Genomic DNA, 18727 nt, shown 5'->3' on the forward strand with positions numbered 1-18727 from the left:
TCACGCCGCTGCCGCGCCGGAACGCCGCACTAAGCCGGTGAGGTTCCCGACTGAGGATGTAGCGGCGCCGGTATGGGGATGAGTCGGTACATGTTCTCGTCGCCGTCGGGGTACCCGAGTCGGCGCAGCATGACCACCGCCTTGTCCGGCATGGACTCGCCTCGGAAGTACTCCGAGACGTGGTCGTCCGCTTCCGCAACCGTGCTCACATCGCAGGCCGTCATCAGCGCCCGGATATCGTCATTGTCCCGCCCTTTTCGGGAGGCGTTGAGTTTCATCGCCAAGAGCGCCTCCTGCGTGGCGAGGTCGATGGACAGGGTCTCATCGGAAAGCTCTGCCGACCGATTCCACAGCGGATGGCCCGCGTACGCCGGATACAGACCCTGCGCCTGCCGATTGATCCAGTCATCCGGCCATCGGCGCTCTCTAGTGATGTCCGCGGCAATGCGGTCGATGAGCGCGGCCGGAATCGCGACCACTGCATCGATGTCGACGGTAGCCTCGCGATCGGCCAGATCGCTGAGAATCATGGCTGAACCGCCGATGATCTTGATTGTCCCGGCCGCGCCCGCCGCCTTCAGCTCTCGCCGGATTCGTTCGATCGCCCAGACGATGTCTTCTCGCCCCAGGGCGACTTCGCCGGCCATCAGACGCTCGCCAGCGTCTGTCGCGGAAGGACGACGCCGTGCGCGATCAGCAGCGGGTCGGTGTCGTCGTAGTCGTCCGTCGCCCAGTGGTACCCCAGCGAGTACTCCGCGATCTCCGCATACCGGCCGGGTGCCGTGACCCACGCCGGGCTCTCCAGTCCGAGCTGCGCGAGGCGGATCTCCGCCAGGCCCGCGATCGCGGCGTCGAAGTGCGCGTCACCGGTGGTATCCGGCTCTACCGCCAGGCTCAGCGCGGTGGTGAAGGCGTTGCCCGCGCGGAGGTCGTCGGAGAACTGGATGAGACCGCGGAACGCCGAGGCTGTCTTACCGTCGTGCAGGCGCGAGCGGATGAACAGCGCAAGATCGGCCGCCGCGTTGATTCGGCCGGGTACCGCGACGAGCGTGACGCCGAGACTGTCCGCCAACATCTCGAGCGTGGCCGTCGTGACGCTGGCTTTGCCGTTCTCGAAGCGCGAGATGGCGCTGTGTGCGATGCCGGAGCGTGCGGCGATCTCTTTCTGGGTCCAGCCGGCTCGTTCGCGCGCCGTGCGGAGGTGGGCATTGAGGGTCATTTCCGTCTCCCGATTAGCGAATTCACTAATGGTAGCGGAGGTGAGGGGAGAGGTCATACTTCTTAGACGCAGAAGTGCGCCGGTCCGTGACGGACCGGCGCACCCCATGCAGGCAATACTGACGTCAGCCGACGCCGAGGTAGGCCTCCTTGATGGCCGGGTCGGCGAGCAGCTCGCGGCCGGTTCCGGCGTGCGTGATGTAACCGGTCTCCAGCACGAACGCGCGGTGCGCGCGCGCGAGCGCCTGGTTGGCATTCTGTTCCACCAGGAGCACGGTCGTGCCCTGCTTGTTGATCTCCGTCACGATCGAGAAGATCTGGCGGATGAACTGCGGCGCCAGACCCATCGACGGCTCATCGAGGAGCAGCAGACGCGGGCTCGACATCAGCGCGCGACCGATCGCGAGCATCTGCTGCTCGCCTCCGGACATCGTGCCGCCGACCTGCGTCTTGCGCTCAGCGAGACGCGGGAACAGCGCGAACACCCGGTCGAAGTCCTCGCCCATCGTGGAGCGGTCCTTGCGGCCGAAGGCGCCCATGTCCAGGTTCTCCATCACCGTCATGCCGGGGAAGATCCCCCGGCCTTCCGGCGCTTGCGAGATCCCACGGATCACGCGGATGTGCGCCTTCATCTTGGTGATGTCCTCGCCGTCGAACAGGATGGACCCCTTCGACGGGTTGAGGATGCCCGAGATCGTCTTCATGGTGGTCGACTTGCCGGCGCCGTTCGCGCCGATGAGGCTCACGATCTCGCCCTCGTCGACGGAGAACGACATGTCGTGGATGGCCTCGATGCGGCCGTAGGCCACACTGATGTTCTTCAGCTCAAGCAACGTCATCTTCGGGCTCCCCGAGGTAGGCGGCGATCACGCGCGGGTCGTTCCGGATGGCCTCAGGAGCGTCGTCGGCCAGCTTGCGCCCGAACTCCAGCACCACGATCCGGTCGGTCACGCCCATGACCAGCTTCATGTCGTGTTCGATCAGCAGCACGGTGTACCCGTCGGCGCGGATGGTCCTGATGAGATCCATCAGTTCCTCCTTCTCGGCCGGGTTGAAGCCGGCGGCCGGCTCGTCCAGGCAGAGCACCTTCGGGTCCGTCGCCAGCGCACGCGCGATCTCCAGGCGGCGCTGGTAGCCGTACGGCAGCGACCGCGACAGCGATCCGGCGTGGTCGGCGATGCCGACGAACTCGAGCAGCGCCATCCCGCGCTCCACCGCGGACTTCTCCTCCCGGGTGTGTCGCGGCAGGCGCAGCAGAGCCCCGGGCACCGACGTGCGGTGCCGCGCATCCAGGCCGACCACCACGTTCTCCAGAGCGGTCATCTCGCCGAACAGGCGGATGTTCTGGAACGTCCGGGACAGGCCCATCCGGGTGATCTGGTGCTGCTTGTGGCCCTTGATCGTCTGGCCCTCCAGCAGCACGTCGCCGCTGGTCGGCTTGTAGACGCCCGTCATCGCGTTGAAGCAGGTCGTCTTGCCCGCACCGTTCGGCCCGATCAGACCGAGGATCTCGCCACGACGGATGTCGAACGACACGTCGTCGAGGGCGGTCAGACCACCGAACTTGACCGTCAGGTTGCGCACCTCGACGATGTTCTCGCCCACACCGACCGCGATTTCGCGGTCCGGCGCCGCTGCCTCGGCGACTGACAGGTCGATGCCGGCAGCCTCCAGTTCGTCCTCGTTCGCGCCGAGGACAGGCTCCTCCTCCGGAACCGTATCGCGTGTGTCCGTCATCGTGTGCCTCCCTTCGCACCGTCGCCATCGAGGGCCCCGGAATCGACGACCGGCGTCGCCGCCGTGGTCGGTCCTGGCCGTCGCTTCACCGCCTCCGCCACCCGGCGATAGGCGTGCGTGCCGTACGCCAGCAGTTTCTGCCGCGCAGGGAACAGGCCCTGCGAGCGGAAGATCATGATGAGGACGAGTGCGATACCGAAGATCAGGTACTTGTAGTCCGCGATGACGGTGAACCGCAGCGGGATGTACGCCACGATCGCGCCACCGAGCATCGCGCCGACCTTGTTGCCCGCACCGCCGAGGACGACGGCTGCGAGGAACAGGATCGACGTCTGCACGTCGAACTTCTGGTTGTTCACGAAGCCGACCTGACCGGCGAAGAGGGACCCGGAGAGTCCGCCGACACCAGCGCCGATCGCGAACGCCCACACCTTGTACTTGAAGGTGGGGACGCCCATGATCTCGGCGGCGTCCTCATCCTCGCGGATGGCGACCCACGCACGGCCGACGCGGCTGCGCTCCAGGTTGCCGACCAGCAGCAGGATGACGATGATCACCGTCAGCGTCAGCCAGTACCAGGGCACACCGTTCGAGTTGGAGAAGATCGGGATGCCGTCGGCGTTGTTCCCCGGCGGGTGGCCGACGTTCTGGAAGCCGACCTGGCCCTTCATCGCCGGGATGATCGTGGCCAGGATGCGGACGATCTCACCGAAGCCGAGCGTCACGATGGCCAGGTAGTCGCCGCGGAGGCGCAGCGTCGGCACACCCAGGATGACGCCGAAGGTCATCGTCACCGCGATGGCGACCGGGATCGTCCACAGGTACGGGATCTTGAGGAACGGCGAGTCGGGACTGGTCAGCATCGCCGCGGTGTACGACCCGACGGCGAAGAACGCCACATAACCGAGGTCGAGGAGACCGGCGTAGCCGACCACCACGTTCAGGCCGATCGCGATGAGCGCGTACACGGCCATCGAGAAGCAGGCCAGCGCCCAGTCGTTGCCCGGCTCGGTGCTCAGCGGGAAGAAGTTGATGTAGGGCAGCGCGTACGCGATGGCCACCACGATGAGCAGCCAGGCCCACTGGACGGGACGGGACAGTCCGTTCCAGCGGTCGCGGAGTCTCTGGAAGGGGCCGTTGGCGCGCTTCGCGCGTGCCGCCTCGAGGGCGTCGACGGCCTGCTCTTCGCGGCCGTCGGGGAGGACACGGGGTCCTTCTGTCATGCTCATGCGCGGCTCCTTCCGAGCGAAGTGCCGAGGATGCCGCTCGGCTTGATCAGCAGCACCAGCACGAGGACGACGAAGGCGACCACGTCGGTCCACTGCGAGTCACCGAGCAGGATCTGGCCGTAGTTGCCGATCACACCCAGTAGCAGGCCACCGAGGAGGGCACCGCGGACGTTGCCGATTCCACCGAGGACGGCTGCGGCGAACGCCTTCACACCGAGGATGAAGCCGCCGTTGTAGATGACGCCGGAGGGCACCAGCATCACGTAGAACAGAGCGGCGGCGCCTGCGAGGATACCGCCGGTGATGAACGTGATCTGGATGATCTTCTCCTTGTTCACCCCCATCAGGGTCGCCGTGTCGGCGTCCTGCGCGACGGCGCGGATTCCGCGGCCGGTGCGGGTGCGGCGGATGAACCAGTCCGTTGCGATCATCAGGACCACCGAAGCGATGACGATGATCAGCTGCTGGCTCGTCACGATCGTCCCGAAGACGTCGAAGATGGGCTGCGGGATGAACATGGTCACCGCCGGCATGGCGTTCGCGCCCACACCCGGGATGAGGAAGATCAGGTACTGGATGGCGAACGACGCGCCGATGGCCGTAATGAGGAAGACGAGACGTGGAGCGTTCCGTTTTCGCAGCGGGCGGTAGGCGACCCGTTCAAGGATCCATGCGGTCACAGCAGAGGCCAACATGCCGACGATCAGAGCCAGTAACAGGTCGCCGATGAGGGCCGCCGGGCCGAGGGTCGGCGCGCTCGGGCCGAAGCCGAGCGTCGTCAGGGTCACGACGACGCCGTAGGCGCCGACGATGAAGACCTCGGAGTGGGCGAAGTTGATCAGATTCAGCACGCCGTAGACGAGCGTGTAGCCGACGGCGATCAGACCGTAGACCGCGCCGAAGGTGAGGCCGTCGAAGGTGGCGCTCCAGAAGTTCTGGACCAGCGCGTTGACGTCGAAATTGATCCAGGAACTGTCGAGGGCGGGATGAAGGACGAGGGTTTCGAGCATTCTGCATCCAGGGGGTTCGGTGCCGGGTCTCCGTCGATCCGGCGAGCAAAGCGAGCGTAGTCGAAAAAGGAGGGTGCCGCGGGCCGCTGGGACCCGCGGCACCCTTCAGGTGTCGCCTCAGCCGATGGTGCCGATCGGCACGATCTTGCCGTTCTCCACCTTGTAGCCGTAGACGGCCGGCGCCTGGAGCTCACCGGTGGAGTCCCACTTGTAGTGCTTGCTCAGGCCGTCGGAGTCGTAGCTCTTGACCCACGACAGCAGGTCGGCGCGGGTCGTCTTGCCCTTGTCGATGCCCGCGAGCAGGACGGTGGCCGCGTCGTAGCCCTCGATCGAGTAGGTGCCCGGCTCGGCGTTCGCGAGCTTCTTGTAGGCGGACTCGAAGTCGGGGATGAGCTCGCCCGGGATGCAGGGGCAGGTGAAGTACGCGTTGCTGGACGCGTCACCGGCCAGCTTGATGAACTGGTCGTCCTTCACGCCGTCCGGGCCGACGAACGTGCCCTTGTAGCCCTTGGTGACGAGCTGCTGGTCGAAGGGAGCGCCCTCCGCGTAGTAGCCCGCGTAGTAGACCGCGTCCGGCTTCGCGTTGATGATCTTGGAGATCACCGCGGAGAAGTCCTTCTGGCCGGTGGTCACCTTGTCGGTGCCGGCGAGCGCGCTGCCGAGGGCCTTCGACGTCTGGGTACCGAGGCCGATGCCGTAGTCGGAGTCGTCCTGGACCAGGTAGACCTTCTTGGCCTTCAGCTTGTCCGTGAGGAACTTCGCCGCTGCAGGTCCCTGGACGGCGTCGTTACCGAGGCCGCGGAAGAAGGTCTTCCAGCCGTTCTGCGTCAGACCAGGGTTGGTGGCCGACGGGGTGATGTGCACCATGCCCTGCTGCTCGAAGATGTTGCCGGTGGCCTTCGACTCACCCGAGAACGGGAGGCCGACGACGCCGACGATGTCGGTCTCGTTGACCGCCTGGGTCACCGGGCCGGTGGCCTTGTTCGGGTCACCCTCGGTGTCGAACTTCTTGAAGGCGACCTGGCAGCCCTTGTTGGCCTCGTTGTGCTGGTTGATCGCCAGCTGGACGCCGTTGTAGATGTTGATACCGAGCTGGGCGTTCGGGCCCGTCTCGGCGCCGACGTAGCCGATGGTCAGGCCCGCAGGACACGTGGCCTTGCCATCGCCGGCGGGGAGCACTGCGCCCTTCGGGACATCGACCGACGTGATCGCCGGGATGTTGACCTTGGACGAGCTCCCGTTGGTGGAGCCTCCCGTGGACGGCTGGTTTGCACATCCCGCGAGGAACAGTGCGACTGCCGCTGCAACGGCCGCACCGATGGTGACTTTCTTCCCTAGCATCTTCTGCCTCTCGACGTTCATTCGTCGCGAACGCGGCGTTCTTGCCTCGTCGCACCACGAATAGGTGTGCTGAGACTACCGTGCGCGCAACTAAATGCCACACCATTCGGGGGCGGGATTTACACGATCGAAACCAAAACGTGCCGTGGCTTCACACCGCAGAAGAGCCTGGATAGGCTGAAGCCCCACTCCGACCGGCGCGAGGAGGTGTCCCGCGATGCGTGTGACGCGGCTGCCCATCCCGGACGCTCTCGGCACTCGGGAGTCGGCCGCATTCGAGGAACTCGTCGGGGTCTTGAACGGCATCGTCGTCGACCTGTGGGGCGACGACGATTTCGTGGAGACCGCCGAACAGGCGCTCGCCGAACACCGCGAGCAGGAGTACACGGAGCGGATCGTCTTCGTCGCCATCGAGGAGGGCGCGATCGTCGGGCGCGTCGAGGCGATCCTCCCGCTCGACCAGGAGTCGGAGACGGTGTCGCTGCTGGTGGATGTCGTTCCCGCCCTCCGCGGTCGGGGCATCGGCAGCGCACTCCTGCAGAAAGGCGAGGAGCTGGCGGCGGAGGGCGGCCGGCGTGTCATCTCGACCTACACGGAGCACCCCATCCGGACGCTGGAGGGTTCCGACCGGCTGGTCCGGGCCCCCGCGGGTACAGCTGGACTGCCCCGCGAGTCGCGGGAGGTGCGCTTCGCCCTGCGCAACGGCTTCACGCTCGGGCAGATCGAGCGTTCGAGCGAACTGCACCTGCCGCTCCCCCGCGAACGCGAGGCGGGACTCACCATGACGTTGAACGGCTTCCGGCTGGTCTCCTGGTGGGGCTCGGCGCCGGACGAGCTGCTGGAGAGGTTCGCGACGATGAAGGCCCGGATGGCGACGGACATCCCGCAGAGCGGCATCGCGGTGGACCCGGAGGATTGGGATGGCGAGCGCGTCCGGTCGCAGGAGCGCACGCTGGTCGCACGCGGCGAGCCGCTGCTGGTGACGGCTGCCGTGCACGAGTCCACCGGCGAGATCGCCGCGTACACCGAGCTCGCGGTGCCGGCCGACGGCACGAAGGCGGAGCAGTACGACACGCTGGTCGCGCGCGCACACCGCGGTCACCGGCTGGGCACGGCGGTGAAGCTGCGGAACATCCAGGAGCTCGGTCTCCGGGCGCCGCACATCCGCCGCATCCTCACCTGGAACGCCGACGAGAACGACCCCATGCTGGCGATCAACCGGGCGTTCGGCTTCCGTCCGCACGCACTGACCGGCCACTGGCAGAAGACGCTGGGCTGAGCCCACGCTGGGCGAAGGGAGGAAGATACTGCCGGCTCGGTACCGGACCCCTCCCTCGGCCGCCGGGAACCGGCGTGTCGAGCACGTCTTCCTCCCGCGGCCGCGCGACGGGAAACGGAGGCGGAGTCGCACGCGGCACGGCGTGGCGCCGCGAAAGGGAGGAGAACGACACCGATCGAAGACGGATCTCCTCTGTTCTCGGCGCGGGCGGGTCAGCGCGGGAGGCGGAGGCGCTGGCAGCGAGGGCAGAAGTGCGAGCCGCGGTTCATGAACTGCTCGCGCACGATCGGGGTGCCGCAGCGCGGGCAGGGCTCGCCCTGTCGGCCGTACGCGTTGAGGCTGTGCGAGAAGTAGCCGGACACGCCGTTCACGTTGACGTACTGGGCGTCGAAGCTGGTGCCTCCTTCGGCCAGCGCCTTCTCGAGCACATGGCGCACCTCCACCAGCAGCGTGCGGATCTTCGCGCGGCTGAGCGATGCCGCCGGTTGCGCGTAGTGGATGCGCGCAGCCCAGAGCGCCTCGTCGGCGTAGATGTTGCCGATCCCGCTCACCACGGTCTGGTCGAGCAGGACCCGCTTGATGCCCGTGTTCTTGCGCCCCAACGCGGCCGCGAACTGCGCGTCGTCGAACGCCGGATCGAGCGGATCACGCGCGATGTGGGTCACCTGCGTCGGGATGAGCGGCTCGTCCGTCCCGAGGCCACCGTGGGCGCCGTCCGCTGTGGGTACCAACGCATCCACCGCCATCGAACCGAAGATCCGCTGATCGACGAAATGCACCCAGAGTTCGCCGTGCGCCGGATGCTCGATGTGCAGCCGGATGCGCAGCAGCCCGGCCTCGGCGGTGCCCGGCTCCCGGAGCAGGATCTGGCCGCTCATCCCCAGGTGTGCGACGATCGCACGGCGCGGGACGCCGTCGAGCGGGATCCAGAGGAACTTGCCCCGGCGAACCGGCCCCTGCATGACCCGACCCGTGAGCAGGGTCTCGAAGGCGCCCGCGAGCGGGTCGTGGCGCCTCAGCGAACGCGGCTCGAAGACGTCGACGCCGAGGATGGTCGCTCCGGTGACCGCGGGGGCGAGCCCCGCGCGGACGACCTCAACCTCGGGAAGCTCGGGCACGCCGACTCGTCAGTTCCGTCCAGGCGCTGAGCGCCGCCGCCATCTCGGCCTGCTTCTTGCTGGTGCCCTCGCCGCTCGCGGTGACCAGTCCGCCGACCTCCACGGTGGCGTGGAAGGTCTTGGAGTGGTCAGGCCCGGTGTTGGTCACGGTGTACACCGGTAGTCCGGCGCCGCGGTGGGCGGCGGCCTCCTGCAGGCTGGTCTTCGGGTCCATCGCCGCGCCGAACCGGGCAGGGTCGTCGAGCAACGGCTCGACCAGCCGCAGGACCAGCGCGGTCGCAGCGTCACCGCCCGCGTCGAGATACGTGGCGCCGATCAGCGCCTCGACCGTGTCGGCCAGGATGGACGCCTTCTGGCGTCCACCGCTCTGGTTCTCGCCCCGACCCAGCCGGAGCCACTCCCCCAGACCGATGCTGCGGGCGACCTCAGCGAGCGCGACGGAGCTGACCAGGCTGGCCCGGCGCTTCGCGAGCTCGCCCTCGTCGAGGTGGGGATTCTCGCGGAAGAGCTTGACCGTGACGGCCTGCCCCAGGATGGAGTCGCCGAGGAACTCGAGGCGCTCGTTGTTGGGGATGCCGCCGTGCTCGTACGCGTACGAGCGGTGGGTCAGCGCAAGCTCGAGAAGCTCGGGGTCGATGGCGACCCCGAGCTTCTCGAGAAGTGCGCTGCGGTCAGCGTTTTCTCCGACCACAGTCTTTATCGCTGGGCGACGATCAGACGTCGGCGACCTTGCGGCCCTTGTACTCGAGGAAGAGAGCGGTGCCCGCGGAGTCCTCGACGACCTTGGCACGGTGCGGCAGGCTGTAGGTGACCTTGCCGTTCTCGATGGTCTTGACGAGCGTGGGGACCTCAGCCTTCCACTGCGAACGACGGGCGTGGGTGTTGGCGCGCGACTGTTTCCGCTTCGGAACGGCCATGACTATCTCTTCTCTGTGTTCGGTCGAACTGTGTTCGGTCGGGGTTCATCGGTGTCGGAAGCCTGGGCCGCGAGCGCCGAGTAATTCGTAAGCGCAGACCATCGAGGATCAATGATCTCCGTGGGCTCGTGGTCCGGTACATCCGCCAGCCTCTCCCCGGTCTCGGGGTCGAGACCCGGGCAGTCCGGCCGGCACACCGGCTGGAACGGCAGCGACAAAACCACCGTATCCCTGATCAGAGGTTCAAGATCCACGTGGTCGTCGTGAACCTCATGATCGAAAGCTTCCTCAGAAGGATACGCGAAAAGTTCCTGGAAATCGACTTGGACAGGCTGCTCGATGTCGATGAGGCAGCGTCCGCACACGCCGGCGGCGGTCGTCTGACCCTCGGCGGTGATGAGGATGCCCTCATGCATGGATTCGAGGCGGAGGTCGAGATCGATGGTCTCACCCTCCGGGACGCTGAGCAGGCTTTCACCCAGTTTTTCCGTCACGGGGATGCTGATCTGCTGCTCGCGCATCGTGCCCGGCTGGCGGATGAGGTCGTACACATTCACGGCGTACGGGGAGTTCTTCGTGGTCACGAGCAACTATTTTACGCGGCACTCGGGGGTCGCGCGGCGGAAGGCCACCCCGCTGGCAGCAAGGACACAGGAAGCAGCGCCGCTTTGATGCGGAGCGCCGGGCCCGCCTGAGCTTCGAGCGCGGAGAGCACCGCGCCGAGGTCGTCCGCGAGACTGCCGGCCCACCTGCGTGCCGGGGGTCCGTAGGAGGCGCGCTCGAGCTCGGCGAGCAGGCGCATCACCGCCTCCTCCCCCGGCGTGCCCGCGACGGCCGCCGCGACCCGGCCGCCGAACACGCGCGGCGTCTCGGTGGCGGGTGCCATCCAGCCGAGGTCGCGCACGGTGTCCCGCACTTCGTCCCAGGCGAGGGACGCGCCTCCCCACTCGTCGGTCAGCTCGCGCACCCGTCGCCTGCGGCGCATCCTGCGCCAGAATGCCGGCACCAGCAGCACGCCGATCGCGAGGAGCCCGACGCCGATCCCGGTCGCGACCGGCTGGAAGCCGGACTGCGCTGTGAAGCTCGCCGAGCCGGCCTGATTCGCCGGATCGGTCGGAACCAGTGCCCGCGGGGCGGCACCGGAAGTGGACGTGGAGGTCGGTGCGGGCGCCGCGGCGTCGGTCTGCGGGCGGGTGTAGTCCGGAACCGTGCCGCGGCCGACCGTCGGCTCGAAAGGCACCCAGCCGACGCCGGCGAAGTACAGCTCCGGCCACGCGTGCAGGTCGTCGCTGGTGACGGTGTATTCGCCCGGGTTCGTCGCGGTTCCGCCGCTGGTCGCCCCGGGCAGGTAGCCCTCGGCGACACGCGAGGGGATGCCCAGCGTCCGGGCCATCAGCGCCATGGCCGAGGCGAAGTGGACGCAGTACCCGCTCTTCACTTCGAGGAACCGGGCGATGACCCGCGCGCCGTCCCCGTCGAAGCCCTGCTTGAGCGGCGTCTGCGTCGAATAGACGAAGCTGTTGTCCCGGAAGTAGTCCTGCAGTGCGACGGCCTTGTCGTACTCGCTGAACGCATCCTTGGTCGCCGCCAACGCCGTCTGCTCGATGATCGTCGGCGTGTTGGGCGGGAGGAAGAGGTCGCGCAGGACGTCCTGGGGCACCAGGCCGCCCGCGGCCTTCAGCTGATCGGCGGTCGGCTGCAGGACGAGGCTGGTCGCGGTGTACTGCTGACCTTGTGTGGTGGAGTTGATGCCGCCGATGGTCAGGTCGTCCGGGTCCCACGACCAGGTGCCGCTCAGTCCTTTCACCGACTGCACCGGCGCCGGCGTGGGCAACCAGCGGCTCGACATGTTGTCGATCGCGACCGTCGTGGTGATCTTCGTCGTCTTGACAGCGGTCGACAGGCCGGCCACCGGTCCGATCTTCGCTCCGTCCGCGAGCCGGTTGGTGTCGCGCTCGCGGTGCTTCCACACCGAGCCGGTGAACTGGTCGAGCGACGCCAGCTTGAGGTATTGGCCGCTCGCCGCCGAGGTCGTGTAGGTCAGGGCGCGCACGGCGGCCGGACGGCGCAGGTCCTTGCCCAGGTCGATGAGCGGGGTGACCGTTCCGCCGATCGAGATGCCGCCTGCTGTGAAGGAGGTGGCGCCGCCCTGGTCGAAACCGGGGGCGGTGCCCGCGAGAAGGACTGCGACGGCCACGGCCGAGGCGCCGACGGAGAGCGCAGCGCCCGGACGCGGTGTGGCCGACCGGCGGGTCCGGACGTCGCTGCGCAGCAGCCAGAGGTACGCGGCGGCGGAGGCGGCCAGCGCGAACGGGTCGAGGCCGTCGCCGAGCAGCGCGCCGGGCACGACGAGGACGGCACCGACGACCAGCGCGGTGAACGCGGGCGTGCGGATGGCGACCGCGAGCGTGTCGAGCATGAGGGCCAGCAGACAACCACCGCCCACGACGAGGAACAGGAACTCCGGGAGGGGCTCGGCCGGGGTCCCCTGCTGGTAGATCGACAGCATCGCCTGCTGCAGGTACTGACCCCAGCTCGTGACGGTCGCCGGGGTGGGGATGAACCCGAGGAGACCGCTCCCGCGACCGAAGGCGAGAGTCATGATCGCCGCCGACTCCACCAGCAGGATCACCGGGACGACCCCGCGCGGCACGCCCAGGCTGCGGAGACCCGCGCCGGTCGCGAGGACGAACGCGGCTGTCCCGACGAGGCCGAACCACCACCCGCCGCCCTGGATGAGCCCGACCAGCGCGTAACTCACGGCGAGCACCTGAAGCATCAGGGCTCCCGTGATCCGCCAGTAGCCGATCCGGCGCCGGACGGCGACGCGGGGCACCGCGAGCGCGAGGGTCTCAGTCGCCACGGGACACCACCCGGTCACGCTGACGGCGGAGTGCCCGCTGCCAGCACCCGGCCGGGTCGTCGCCCGGCTGGAACGTCACACAGAGCCATCCGGCGTCGGCGAGCACCTCGACGACCTCCGCAGGCGTCGAGGACGAGACGAAGGCGACGGCGGGGTCGCCCATCGATCGCAGAGCCGCCAGCGCACCGAGCTCCGCCAGTTCTGGTCCGGCCAGGACGGCGAACACCGGCACCGGCCGTCCCGCCTTTCGCAGACCCGCACCGAGTTCGGACACCGCGTCGTCGCGACCGGCCGCGGACGTCTCGACCGCTGCCAGGTCGGCCAGCAGCATCCGGTCGGCGCTGCCCATGTCGTAGGTCGCCGTGGTCGAGCCGAGGGTGCCCGTCCGCCCGGCACCGCTCCGGCCGGAGAGCTGGCGGTCGCCGGTCTCGACGACGCTGACCACGAATCCCTCGTCGAGCAGGTGGACGCCGATCGACGCGACCAGGTCGACGACCGTCTCGAACTCATCCGACTCGGGCTCGGGATGCGCGGTGAGCGGGCGCGTGTCCATCAGCATCCACGCCTCGGGGTTGCTGCGCTGCTCCTCCTGCCGCACCATCAGCTGGTCGTGCCGTGCCGTCGCTCGCCAGTGCACCCGACGCAGTGGGTCGCCCGGACGGTATTCGCGGGCGATCAGCTCGTCGGCGCTCGGGATGCTGTGCCGCAGGAGCTCATGCTCGGTGCCCTCGCTGTGCGCGACATCCAACTCGCCGCGCGAGAGGGTGACGACGCGCGGCGTGACGAGGAGCTGCCTCGGCTGGCCGATCGCGTACTCGGCGTAGGCGATGCCGAACGGATCGGTGCGGCTGACGATCAGCGGCCCGACGGCGTGCGCGCCACGCCGCTCGGGCACGACATCCTGCCGCAGCACGACCGTGTCTCGCCCGAGACCGCCGTCCGGCTGGTGCGCTCCGAGGCGTGGGAACGGCGCCGACGCCTGGACGCCGACGACGGCGGCCGCCGACTCCCGCCAGCGGGCCGCGGGGCTCGGACGCGGCGCCTCGTTGCGCGCCGTGGTCACGATCGTGACGTGGTCCCCCACCGCGACGACGTCCGGGTGGAAGCTGCGACGAACCGTCAGCCGCGGCCGGTCGACGGTGACCGACATCATCGCCGCAAGCGGGAGGACCGTCAGGAAGACGCCGACGAACAGGACATCCGTGCGGCCGAACATCGCCGACGCGATCAGCGCCACCACGCCGACGGCGGCGAGGGTCCAACCGCGCGCGGTCGGGCGCGGCCGCTTCAGCGGCGACGAGGCACGACCACGGCTCGCCATGTCAGCGCCCTGGACCACCCACCGCGCCGGAGCCGACGGGAACCGGTGTCGCCGAGACGATCCGGCGCACGATGTCGGCGATCACGGGGGCGCTCTCATGATGGTGCCCGAGGGCACGACTGGTCGGCAGCAAGCGGTGGCTGAGCACGGGAACAGCCAGCGCATCCACATCGTCCGGAAGGACGAAGTCGCGCCCTGCCAGAGCAGCGGTCGCCTTCGCTGCCCGGATCAGCTGCAGGGTGGCACGGGGGCTCGCCCCGAGGCGCAGGTCGCGGTCCTCCCGGGTCGCCCGCACCAGATCGACCGCGTACTGCTTCACCGGGGTCGATGCGAACACGCTCCGGGCCGTCACCATCATGGCCCGCAGCTCGTCCGAGGTGACGACGGGGCGGATGCGCGACAGCGGACTCGAGGTGTCCCTCGTCGTCAGCATCGCCAGCTCCGAGTTCTCGTCCGGGTACCCCATCGCGATGCGCGCCATGAAGCGGTCCCGCTGGGCCTCGGGCAGCGCGTAAGTGCCCTCCATCTCGACCGGGTTCTGGGTGGCGACGACGATGAACGGCGCCCCCAGGGGATACGTCGAGCCGTCGACCGTGACCTGCCGCTCCTCCATGCACTCCAGGAGCGCGGACTGCGTCTTCGGGCTGGCGCGGTTGATCTCGTCGCCGATCACGATGTTGGCGAAGATCGCGCCCGGTTTGAACTCGAACCGCCGCTCCGCCTGGTTGTACACGGAGACGCCGGTGACGTCGCTGGGCAGCAGGTCGGGCGTGAACTGGATGCGGCTCACCGTGCAGTCGACCGACTTGGCCAGCGACTTCGCCAGCATCGTCTTGCCGACGCCCGGGACGTCCTCGATCAGCAGGTGACCCTCGGCGAGCAGGACGACGAGTGCGGTCTGGACGGCCTCGTGCTTGCCGTCGATGACGGACTCGACGTTGGCGGTGATCTGCTCGGCGGCGCGGCGCAACTCGTCCAGGTCCATTCCGGGTGGGGCCCCGGTGGTGTCCTCCTCGGCCGCGACGGACGATTCGGTGGGCTGGCGCGTCGCGTAACTGTTCATGACTCCTGCGCTCACGTTTCCTGGAGGTACTCGTACACGGCCGACGGGACGTACGGGCTCACGTCGCCGCCGAGCGCGGACACCTGCCGGACCAGCGAACTCGACACGTGCGCGTTCGCCGGGTTCGGCAGCAGGAACACCGTCTCGACGTCGGCGAGGTGGCGGTTGACGATGGCCATCGGCGTCTCGTAGGTCACGTCGACCTGCGAGCGGATCCCCTTCACCAGCACGTGCGCGCCGACATCGGTGCAGTAGTCGACGAGGAGCCCGACCGACCACGAGGCGATGACGATGTTGCCGACGATCCCCGCATCCTCGATCGACTTCTCGATCAGGGCGACCCGCTGCGCGATGGGGAGGAGCGCCGACTTGTTCGGGTTGTGGACCACCACGACGTGGACTTCGTCCCAGAGTCCGGCGGCACGCTCGATGACGTCGAGGTGCCCGAGGGTGACCGGGTCGAACGATCCAGGGACAACGGCGATCCTGTTCATAGACCTTCAGACTATCCCGCGGATCCCGGCATTTCGTTGTGAATCCGTTACATACGCGGTCGCGTCGACGCCGCGTGCGTGCACGGGCTACGACTTGCCGAGGAACGCCCGTTCACTCTCGTCCAGCCGCCGGGCCAGCGCGGCCGCGAGAGCGGGATGGTGCGCAAGACCGGGGTCGCCCTCGAGGGTCTCCTCGGCCGCGACCCGCGCCTCCGAGATGAGCTCACCGTCTGACGCTACGCGGAGCAGCCGAAGCGAGGATCGTCCGCCCGACTGCCTGCTCCCCAGCACGTCGCCCTCGCGTCGCAACTCCAGGTCGACGTTCGCCAGCTCGAATCCGTCCAGCGTCGCAGCGACCGCCTCCACCCGCTCCCGGGCGAGCGAGTCCCGCTCGGCCGCTGTGACGAGCAGGCAGAGGCCCGGGACGTCACCGCGGCCCACGCGGCCCCGCAGCTGGTGGAGCTGCGAGACGCCGAAACGGTCCGCATCCAGCACCACCATCGCGGACGCATTGGGCACGTTGACACCGACCTCGATGACCGTCGTCGCGATCAGCAGGTCGACGTCGCCGCCCGCGAAGGCACGCATCACCTCGTCCTTCGTCTCCGAGGGCAGGCGGCCGTGCAGCACCCCGATGCGGGCCTCACGGAAGAGCGGGTCCGCGCGCACCTGCGCGGCTACGGACTCGACGTTCGCCACCGGTCGCGGCGGCGCGCCGTCGGAGGGCTCGGCCTCGGGCTCGGGCTCCTCTCCGTCGTCCTCCGCGTCCTTTCCCGAGATCGCCGGGCAGACGACGAACACCTGTCGGCCCTTCGCGATCTCCTCGGACGCGCGCTCCCAGATGCGGCGCTCCCAGCCCGGACGGTCGGCCAGCGGCACGACGAAGCTCTCGATGCCCTGACGACCGGCTGGCAGCTCGGCGATCGTGGAGATATCGAGGTCGCCGAAGACGGTCATCGCGACGGTGCGCGGGATGGGCGTGGCGGTCAGCACCAGGACGTGCGGCGGCGTCCCGCCCTTCGCCCGCAGCGCCTCCCGCTGCTCGACGCCGAACCGGTGCTGCTCGTCGACGACGACCAGGCCCAGGTCGTAGAACGTGACGGCGTCGCCGAGCAGCGCGTGCGTCCCGACGACGATGCGCGCCTGGCCGGAGACCGTCCGCAGCAGGGCCCTCTTGCGCTCGGCGGCCGACAGCTGGCCGGTGAGCAGCGTAGGCATCAGCTGTGCGGAGAGATCCGGGCCGAGCATCGCCGCGATGGAGCGGAGGTGCTGGGAGGCGAGCACCTCGGTCGGCGCGAGCAGGGCGGATTGGCCGCCCGAGTCCGCGACGGCGAGCATGGCCCGGAGCGCCACCAGCGTCTTGCCGGAGCCGACCTCGCCCTGCACCAGCCGGTGCATGGCCGCCGTCCCCGCGAGGTCGCGCTCGATCTCGCCGCCGACCACGTCCTGGTCGCCGGTCAGGGTGAACGGCAACGCGGCGTCGAAGCGCTCCAGCAGACCGCCGGGAACGGCCGTCCGCGGCGTCGCGGCCACCTGTCGGGTGGCGGCCCGCTGCTGCAGCAGGGCCGCCTGCAGCACGAACGCCTCCTGGAAGCGCAACGCGTCGCGTGCGCGCTGCCACTGCGAATCCTTCTGCGGACGGTGGATGCCCTCCAGGGCGTCGCGGAACGGCACCAGCCCGCGCTCGGCGACCACGGCGTCCGGGACCGGGTCCGGCACAGCGCCGAGAGCATCCAGGGCCAGAGCCACCGCCTTCTGCACCTGCCAGCTCGCGACGGTGCCCGTGGCCGGGTAGATCGGAATGGGCGTGAGGGCCCACTCCTTCGCCGCAGCACTGCCGGGGCTGACGGCGTTCTCGGCGTCCGCCTCGAAGAGCTCGTAGTCGGGGTGCGCCAACTGCAGGGCGCCGCGGTATGCGGACACCTTGCCCGCGAAGATCCCACGCACACCGGGCACCAGCTCGCGCGACCGCCAGGCCTGGTTGAAGAACGTCAGCGTGAGGATGCCCTCCCCGTCGGAGATCTTCACCTCCAGGATGCTGCCGCGCCTGGCGCGCATCGGGCGCTCCTGCACGCGGAGCACCTCGGCGATGATCGTGACGTTCTCGTCGAGAGGGAGGTTGGCGAGGGCGGTCAGCTCGCCGCGCTTCGCGTACCGCCGCGGGTAGTGGCTGAGCAGGTCGGCGACCGTGCGCATCCCGAACGCCTTCTCGAACGCGGACGCGGTGCGGCCCCCGAGGACGCCGGTCAACCGGGAGTCGAGGCCCACGGTGCCCGCGTCGGCCGGTCCGGGGTCGGTCGCGGAGGTCATGAGTCGATCGTATGCGCCCCATCCGACGACGGCTCGTCGGCGGGATGGGCAGCGGGCGCGGCGGAGGCGGCGAGAGCGGCCGGCTCCGTCAGTTCAGCCAGCTCGGCGGCGACCGCGGGCTCCTCCGGTCGTTCGGCGGCGAGGCGGCGCTGGACGACAAGTGCCTCCTCGACGCGGCCGATTTCGCGCAGCGCCCGCCCCGTACCCCACCGCGCGGCGAACTGCTGATCCGGCGTCCCGTTGGCCTCGGCGTCCTTGACGGCGTCCGCGAATGACTCGAGCGCAGCGCCCGCGTCACGGTCCTCGAGCCGGACCCATCCGCGGAGCAGGTGCAACGCGACACCCCAGCGCAGGGTGCGCGGATCGTCGGTCCCGGAAAGATCCGCCAGTCCCTCCTCGATCCACTGGTCGGTGTGCGGACGATCCGACTCGGCCAGCACGAGCGCGCACTCGGCGGAGAGTCCGCTGACGCCCTCACGCCGTGCGGCTCGGAGCGCTGCCTCCAGCAGCGGCGTGGCACCCTCCGGATCGCCCGCAGCGACCCTCAGCCCGCCCCGCTCCAAAAGGACGCGGACCTCCAGCACCCCCACGGCCGGCTCCAACGAGTCGAGAAGAGCCTCCGCCTCCTCGATCCGGCCCTGCAGGCCGAGCGCCCGGGCGCGCTGCGTCTGCAGCTCCGCCCGGACGAGCTCCGACCGGTCCGGTTCGCCGGCGGCAGCGGCCAGCCGTTCTGCGGAGGCGATCGGGTCACCGGGGAGCCACAGGGCGTCGAGCTCTGCCTGCTCCAGGCGTTCCTCCATCCTCACATTTTGGCGGCTGCGCCTCCC

The 18727-nt window shown here is 69.1% G+C and carries 18 protein-coding genes; 1 reads left to right on the top strand and 17 read right to left on the bottom strand.

The annotated features are described in order from the left end of the window. Positions 1-29 precede the first annotated feature (29 nt). The 7 genes from AB4079_RS11900 to AB4079_RS11930 form a co-directional block, all read right to left on the bottom strand. The gene (locus tag AB4079_RS11900) at positions 30-647 is read right to left on the bottom strand and encodes a hypothetical protein (protein ID WP_441787493.1); all 618 of its coding nucleotides are present in this window, start codon (positions 645-647) and stop codon (positions 30-32) included. Next, a complete protein-coding gene (locus AB4079_RS11905; RefSeq protein ID WP_441787494.1) occupies positions 647-1219 on the bottom strand; it encodes a helix-turn-helix domain-containing protein in 573 nt (190 codons plus the stop codon). The genes AB4079_RS11900 and AB4079_RS11905 overlap by 1 nt, the downstream gene beginning before the upstream one ends. A 124-nt stretch (positions 1220-1343) precedes the next feature. Next, entirely contained in the window at positions 1344-2057 is a 714-nt protein-coding gene (locus AB4079_RS11910; protein ID WP_441787495.1) for an ABC transporter ATP-binding protein, read from the bottom strand. Then, a complete protein-coding gene (locus tag AB4079_RS11915; protein WP_441787496.1) occupies positions 2044-2955 on the bottom strand; it encodes an ABC transporter ATP-binding protein in 912 nt (303 codons plus the stop codon). The genes AB4079_RS11910 and AB4079_RS11915 overlap by 14 nt, the downstream gene beginning before the upstream one ends. After that, positions 2952-4184 (bottom strand): branched-chain amino acid ABC transporter permease, encoded by a 1233-nt coding sequence (locus tag AB4079_RS11920; protein ID WP_441787497.1) that lies wholly within the window; start codon positions 4182-4184, stop codon positions 2952-2954. The genes AB4079_RS11915 and AB4079_RS11920 overlap by 4 nt, the downstream gene beginning before the upstream one ends. Further along, complete coding sequence (locus AB4079_RS11925) at positions 4181-5194, bottom strand: branched-chain amino acid ABC transporter permease (RefSeq protein WP_441787498.1); 1014 nt, start codon at positions 5192-5194, stop codon at positions 4181-4183. Before AB4079_RS11925 ends, AB4079_RS11920 begins: the two co-directional genes overlap by 4 nt. 117 nt (positions 5195-5311) lie before the next feature. Continuing rightward, complete coding sequence (locus AB4079_RS11930) at positions 5312-6535, bottom strand: branched-chain amino acid ABC transporter substrate-binding protein (RefSeq protein WP_441787499.1); 1224 nt, start codon at positions 6533-6535, stop codon at positions 5312-5314. A 217-nt stretch (positions 6536-6752) separates the two neighbouring features. On the opposite strand from AB4079_RS11930, the gene AB4079_RS11935 reads away from it, so the two are divergent. Further along, complete coding sequence (locus tag AB4079_RS11935; protein ID WP_441787500.1) at positions 6753-7814, top strand: GNAT family N-acetyltransferase; 1062 nt, start codon at positions 6753-6755, stop codon at positions 7812-7814. A gap of 212 nt (positions 7815-8026) precedes the next feature. On the opposite strand, the gene mutM is transcribed toward AB4079_RS11935, so the two are convergent. From mutM to AB4079_RS11985, 10 genes are all read right to left on the bottom strand, one after another. Then, positions 8027-8932, bottom strand: a complete 906-nt coding sequence (gene mutM / locus AB4079_RS11940) for a bifunctional DNA-formamidopyrimidine glycosylase/DNA-(apurinic or apyrimidinic site) lyase (protein ID WP_441787501.1) — start codon at positions 8930-8932, stop codon at positions 8027-8029. Further along, complete coding sequence (gene rnc / locus AB4079_RS11945; RefSeq protein ID WP_441787502.1) at positions 8910-9623, bottom strand: ribonuclease III; 714 nt, start codon at positions 9621-9623, stop codon at positions 8910-8912. Before rnc ends, mutM begins: the two co-directional genes overlap by 23 nt. Positions 9624-9645: 22 nt before the next feature. Further along, positions 9646-9849, bottom strand: a complete 204-nt coding sequence (gene rpmF, locus AB4079_RS11950) for a 50S ribosomal protein L32 (protein WP_018190667.1) — start codon at positions 9847-9849, stop codon at positions 9646-9648. Positions 9850-9851: 2 nt separating this feature from the next. Beyond that, positions 9852-10433: a YceD family protein gene (locus AB4079_RS11955; RefSeq protein WP_441787503.1), complete on the bottom strand. Its 582-nt coding sequence runs from the start codon at positions 10431-10433 to the stop codon at positions 9852-9854. 11 nt (positions 10434-10444) lie between these two features. Beyond that, positions 10445-12712 (bottom strand): transglutaminase family protein, encoded by a 2268-nt coding sequence (locus tag AB4079_RS11960; RefSeq protein WP_441787504.1) that lies wholly within the window; start codon positions 12710-12712, stop codon positions 10445-10447. After that, on the bottom strand, positions 12702-14033 hold the full coding sequence (locus AB4079_RS11965) for a DUF58 domain-containing protein (RefSeq protein WP_441787505.1): 1332 nt from the start codon (positions 14031-14033) through the stop codon (positions 12702-12704). Before AB4079_RS11965 ends, AB4079_RS11960 begins: the two co-directional genes overlap by 11 nt. Before the next feature lies 1 nt (position 14034). Further along, complete coding sequence (locus tag AB4079_RS11970; protein ID WP_441787561.1) at positions 14035-15096, bottom strand: AAA family ATPase; 1062 nt, start codon at positions 15094-15096, stop codon at positions 14035-14037. Positions 15097-15107: 11 nt separating this feature from the next. Next, on the bottom strand, positions 15108-15590 hold the full coding sequence (coaD, locus tag AB4079_RS11975) for a pantetheine-phosphate adenylyltransferase (RefSeq protein ID WP_441787506.1): 483 nt from the start codon (positions 15588-15590) through the stop codon (positions 15108-15110). Between the two features lie 87 nt (positions 15591-15677). Beyond that, a complete protein-coding gene (locus AB4079_RS11980; RefSeq protein WP_441787507.1) occupies positions 15678-17900 on the bottom strand; it encodes an ATP-dependent DNA helicase RecG in 2223 nt (740 codons plus the stop codon). Then, positions 17897-18700 carry a hypothetical protein gene (locus AB4079_RS11985; RefSeq protein WP_441787508.1) on the bottom strand — a complete coding sequence of 268 codons (804 nt, stop codon included), beginning with the start codon at positions 18698-18700 and terminating at the stop codon, positions 17897-17899. The genes AB4079_RS11980 and AB4079_RS11985 overlap by 4 nt, the downstream gene beginning before the upstream one ends. Positions 18701-18727: the final 27 nt, after the last annotated feature.

Origin of the sequence: Leifsonia sp. 2MCAF36 (assembly GCF_052115525.1) — a bacterium.
Classification (GTDB): Bacteria; Actinomycetota; Actinomycetes; order Actinomycetales; family Microbacteriaceae; genus Leifsonia.

Coding starts and splice junctions, on each gene's coding strand:
- AB4079_RS11985 (WP_441787508.1), bottom strand. CDS start 18,700: ATGGAGGAACGCCTGGAGCAGGCAGAGCTCGACGCCCTGTGGCTCCCC.
- AB4079_RS11970 (WP_441787561.1), bottom strand. CDS start 15,096: ATGAACAGTTACGCGACGCGCCAGCCCACCGAATCGTCCGTCGCGGCC.
- AB4079_RS11925 (WP_441787498.1), bottom strand. CDS start 5,194: ATGCTCGAAACCCTCGTCCTTCATCCCGCCCTCGACAGTTCCTGGATC.
- AB4079_RS11965 (WP_441787505.1), bottom strand. CDS start 14,033: ATGGCGAGCCGTGGTCGTGCCTCGTCGCCGCTGAAGCGGCCGCGCCCG.
- AB4079_RS11920 (WP_441787497.1), bottom strand. CDS start 4,184: ATGAGCATGACAGAAGGACCCCGTGTCCTCCCCGACGGCCGCGAAGAG.
- AB4079_RS11900 (WP_441787493.1), bottom strand. CDS start 647: ATGGCCGGCGAAGTCGCCCTGGGGCGAGAAGACATCGTCTGGGCGATC.
- AB4079_RS11980 (WP_441787507.1), bottom strand. CDS start 17,900: ATGACCTCCGCGACCGACCCCGGACCGGCCGACGCGGGCACCGTGGGC.
- rpmF (WP_018190667.1), bottom strand. CDS start 9,849: ATGGCCGTTCCGAAGCGGAAACAGTCGCGCGCCAACACCCACGCCCGT.
- coaD (WP_441787506.1), bottom strand. CDS start 15,590: ATGAACAGGATCGCCGTTGTCCCTGGATCGTTCGACCCGGTCACCCTC.
- AB4079_RS11935 (WP_441787500.1), top strand. CDS start 6,753: ATGCGTGTGACGCGGCTGCCCATCCCGGACGCTCTCGGCACTCGGGAG.
- AB4079_RS11930 (WP_441787499.1), bottom strand. CDS start 6,535: ATGCTAGGGAAGAAAGTCACCATCGGTGCGGCCGTTGCAGCGGCAGTC.
- AB4079_RS11915 (WP_441787496.1), bottom strand. CDS start 2,955: ATGACGGACACACGCGATACGGTTCCGGAGGAGGAGCCTGTCCTCGGC.
- AB4079_RS11910 (WP_441787495.1), bottom strand. CDS start 2,057: ATGACGTTGCTTGAGCTGAAGAACATCAGTGTGGCCTACGGCCGCATC.
- AB4079_RS11905 (WP_441787494.1), bottom strand. CDS start 1,219: ATGACCCTCAATGCCCACCTCCGCACGGCGCGCGAACGAGCCGGCTGG.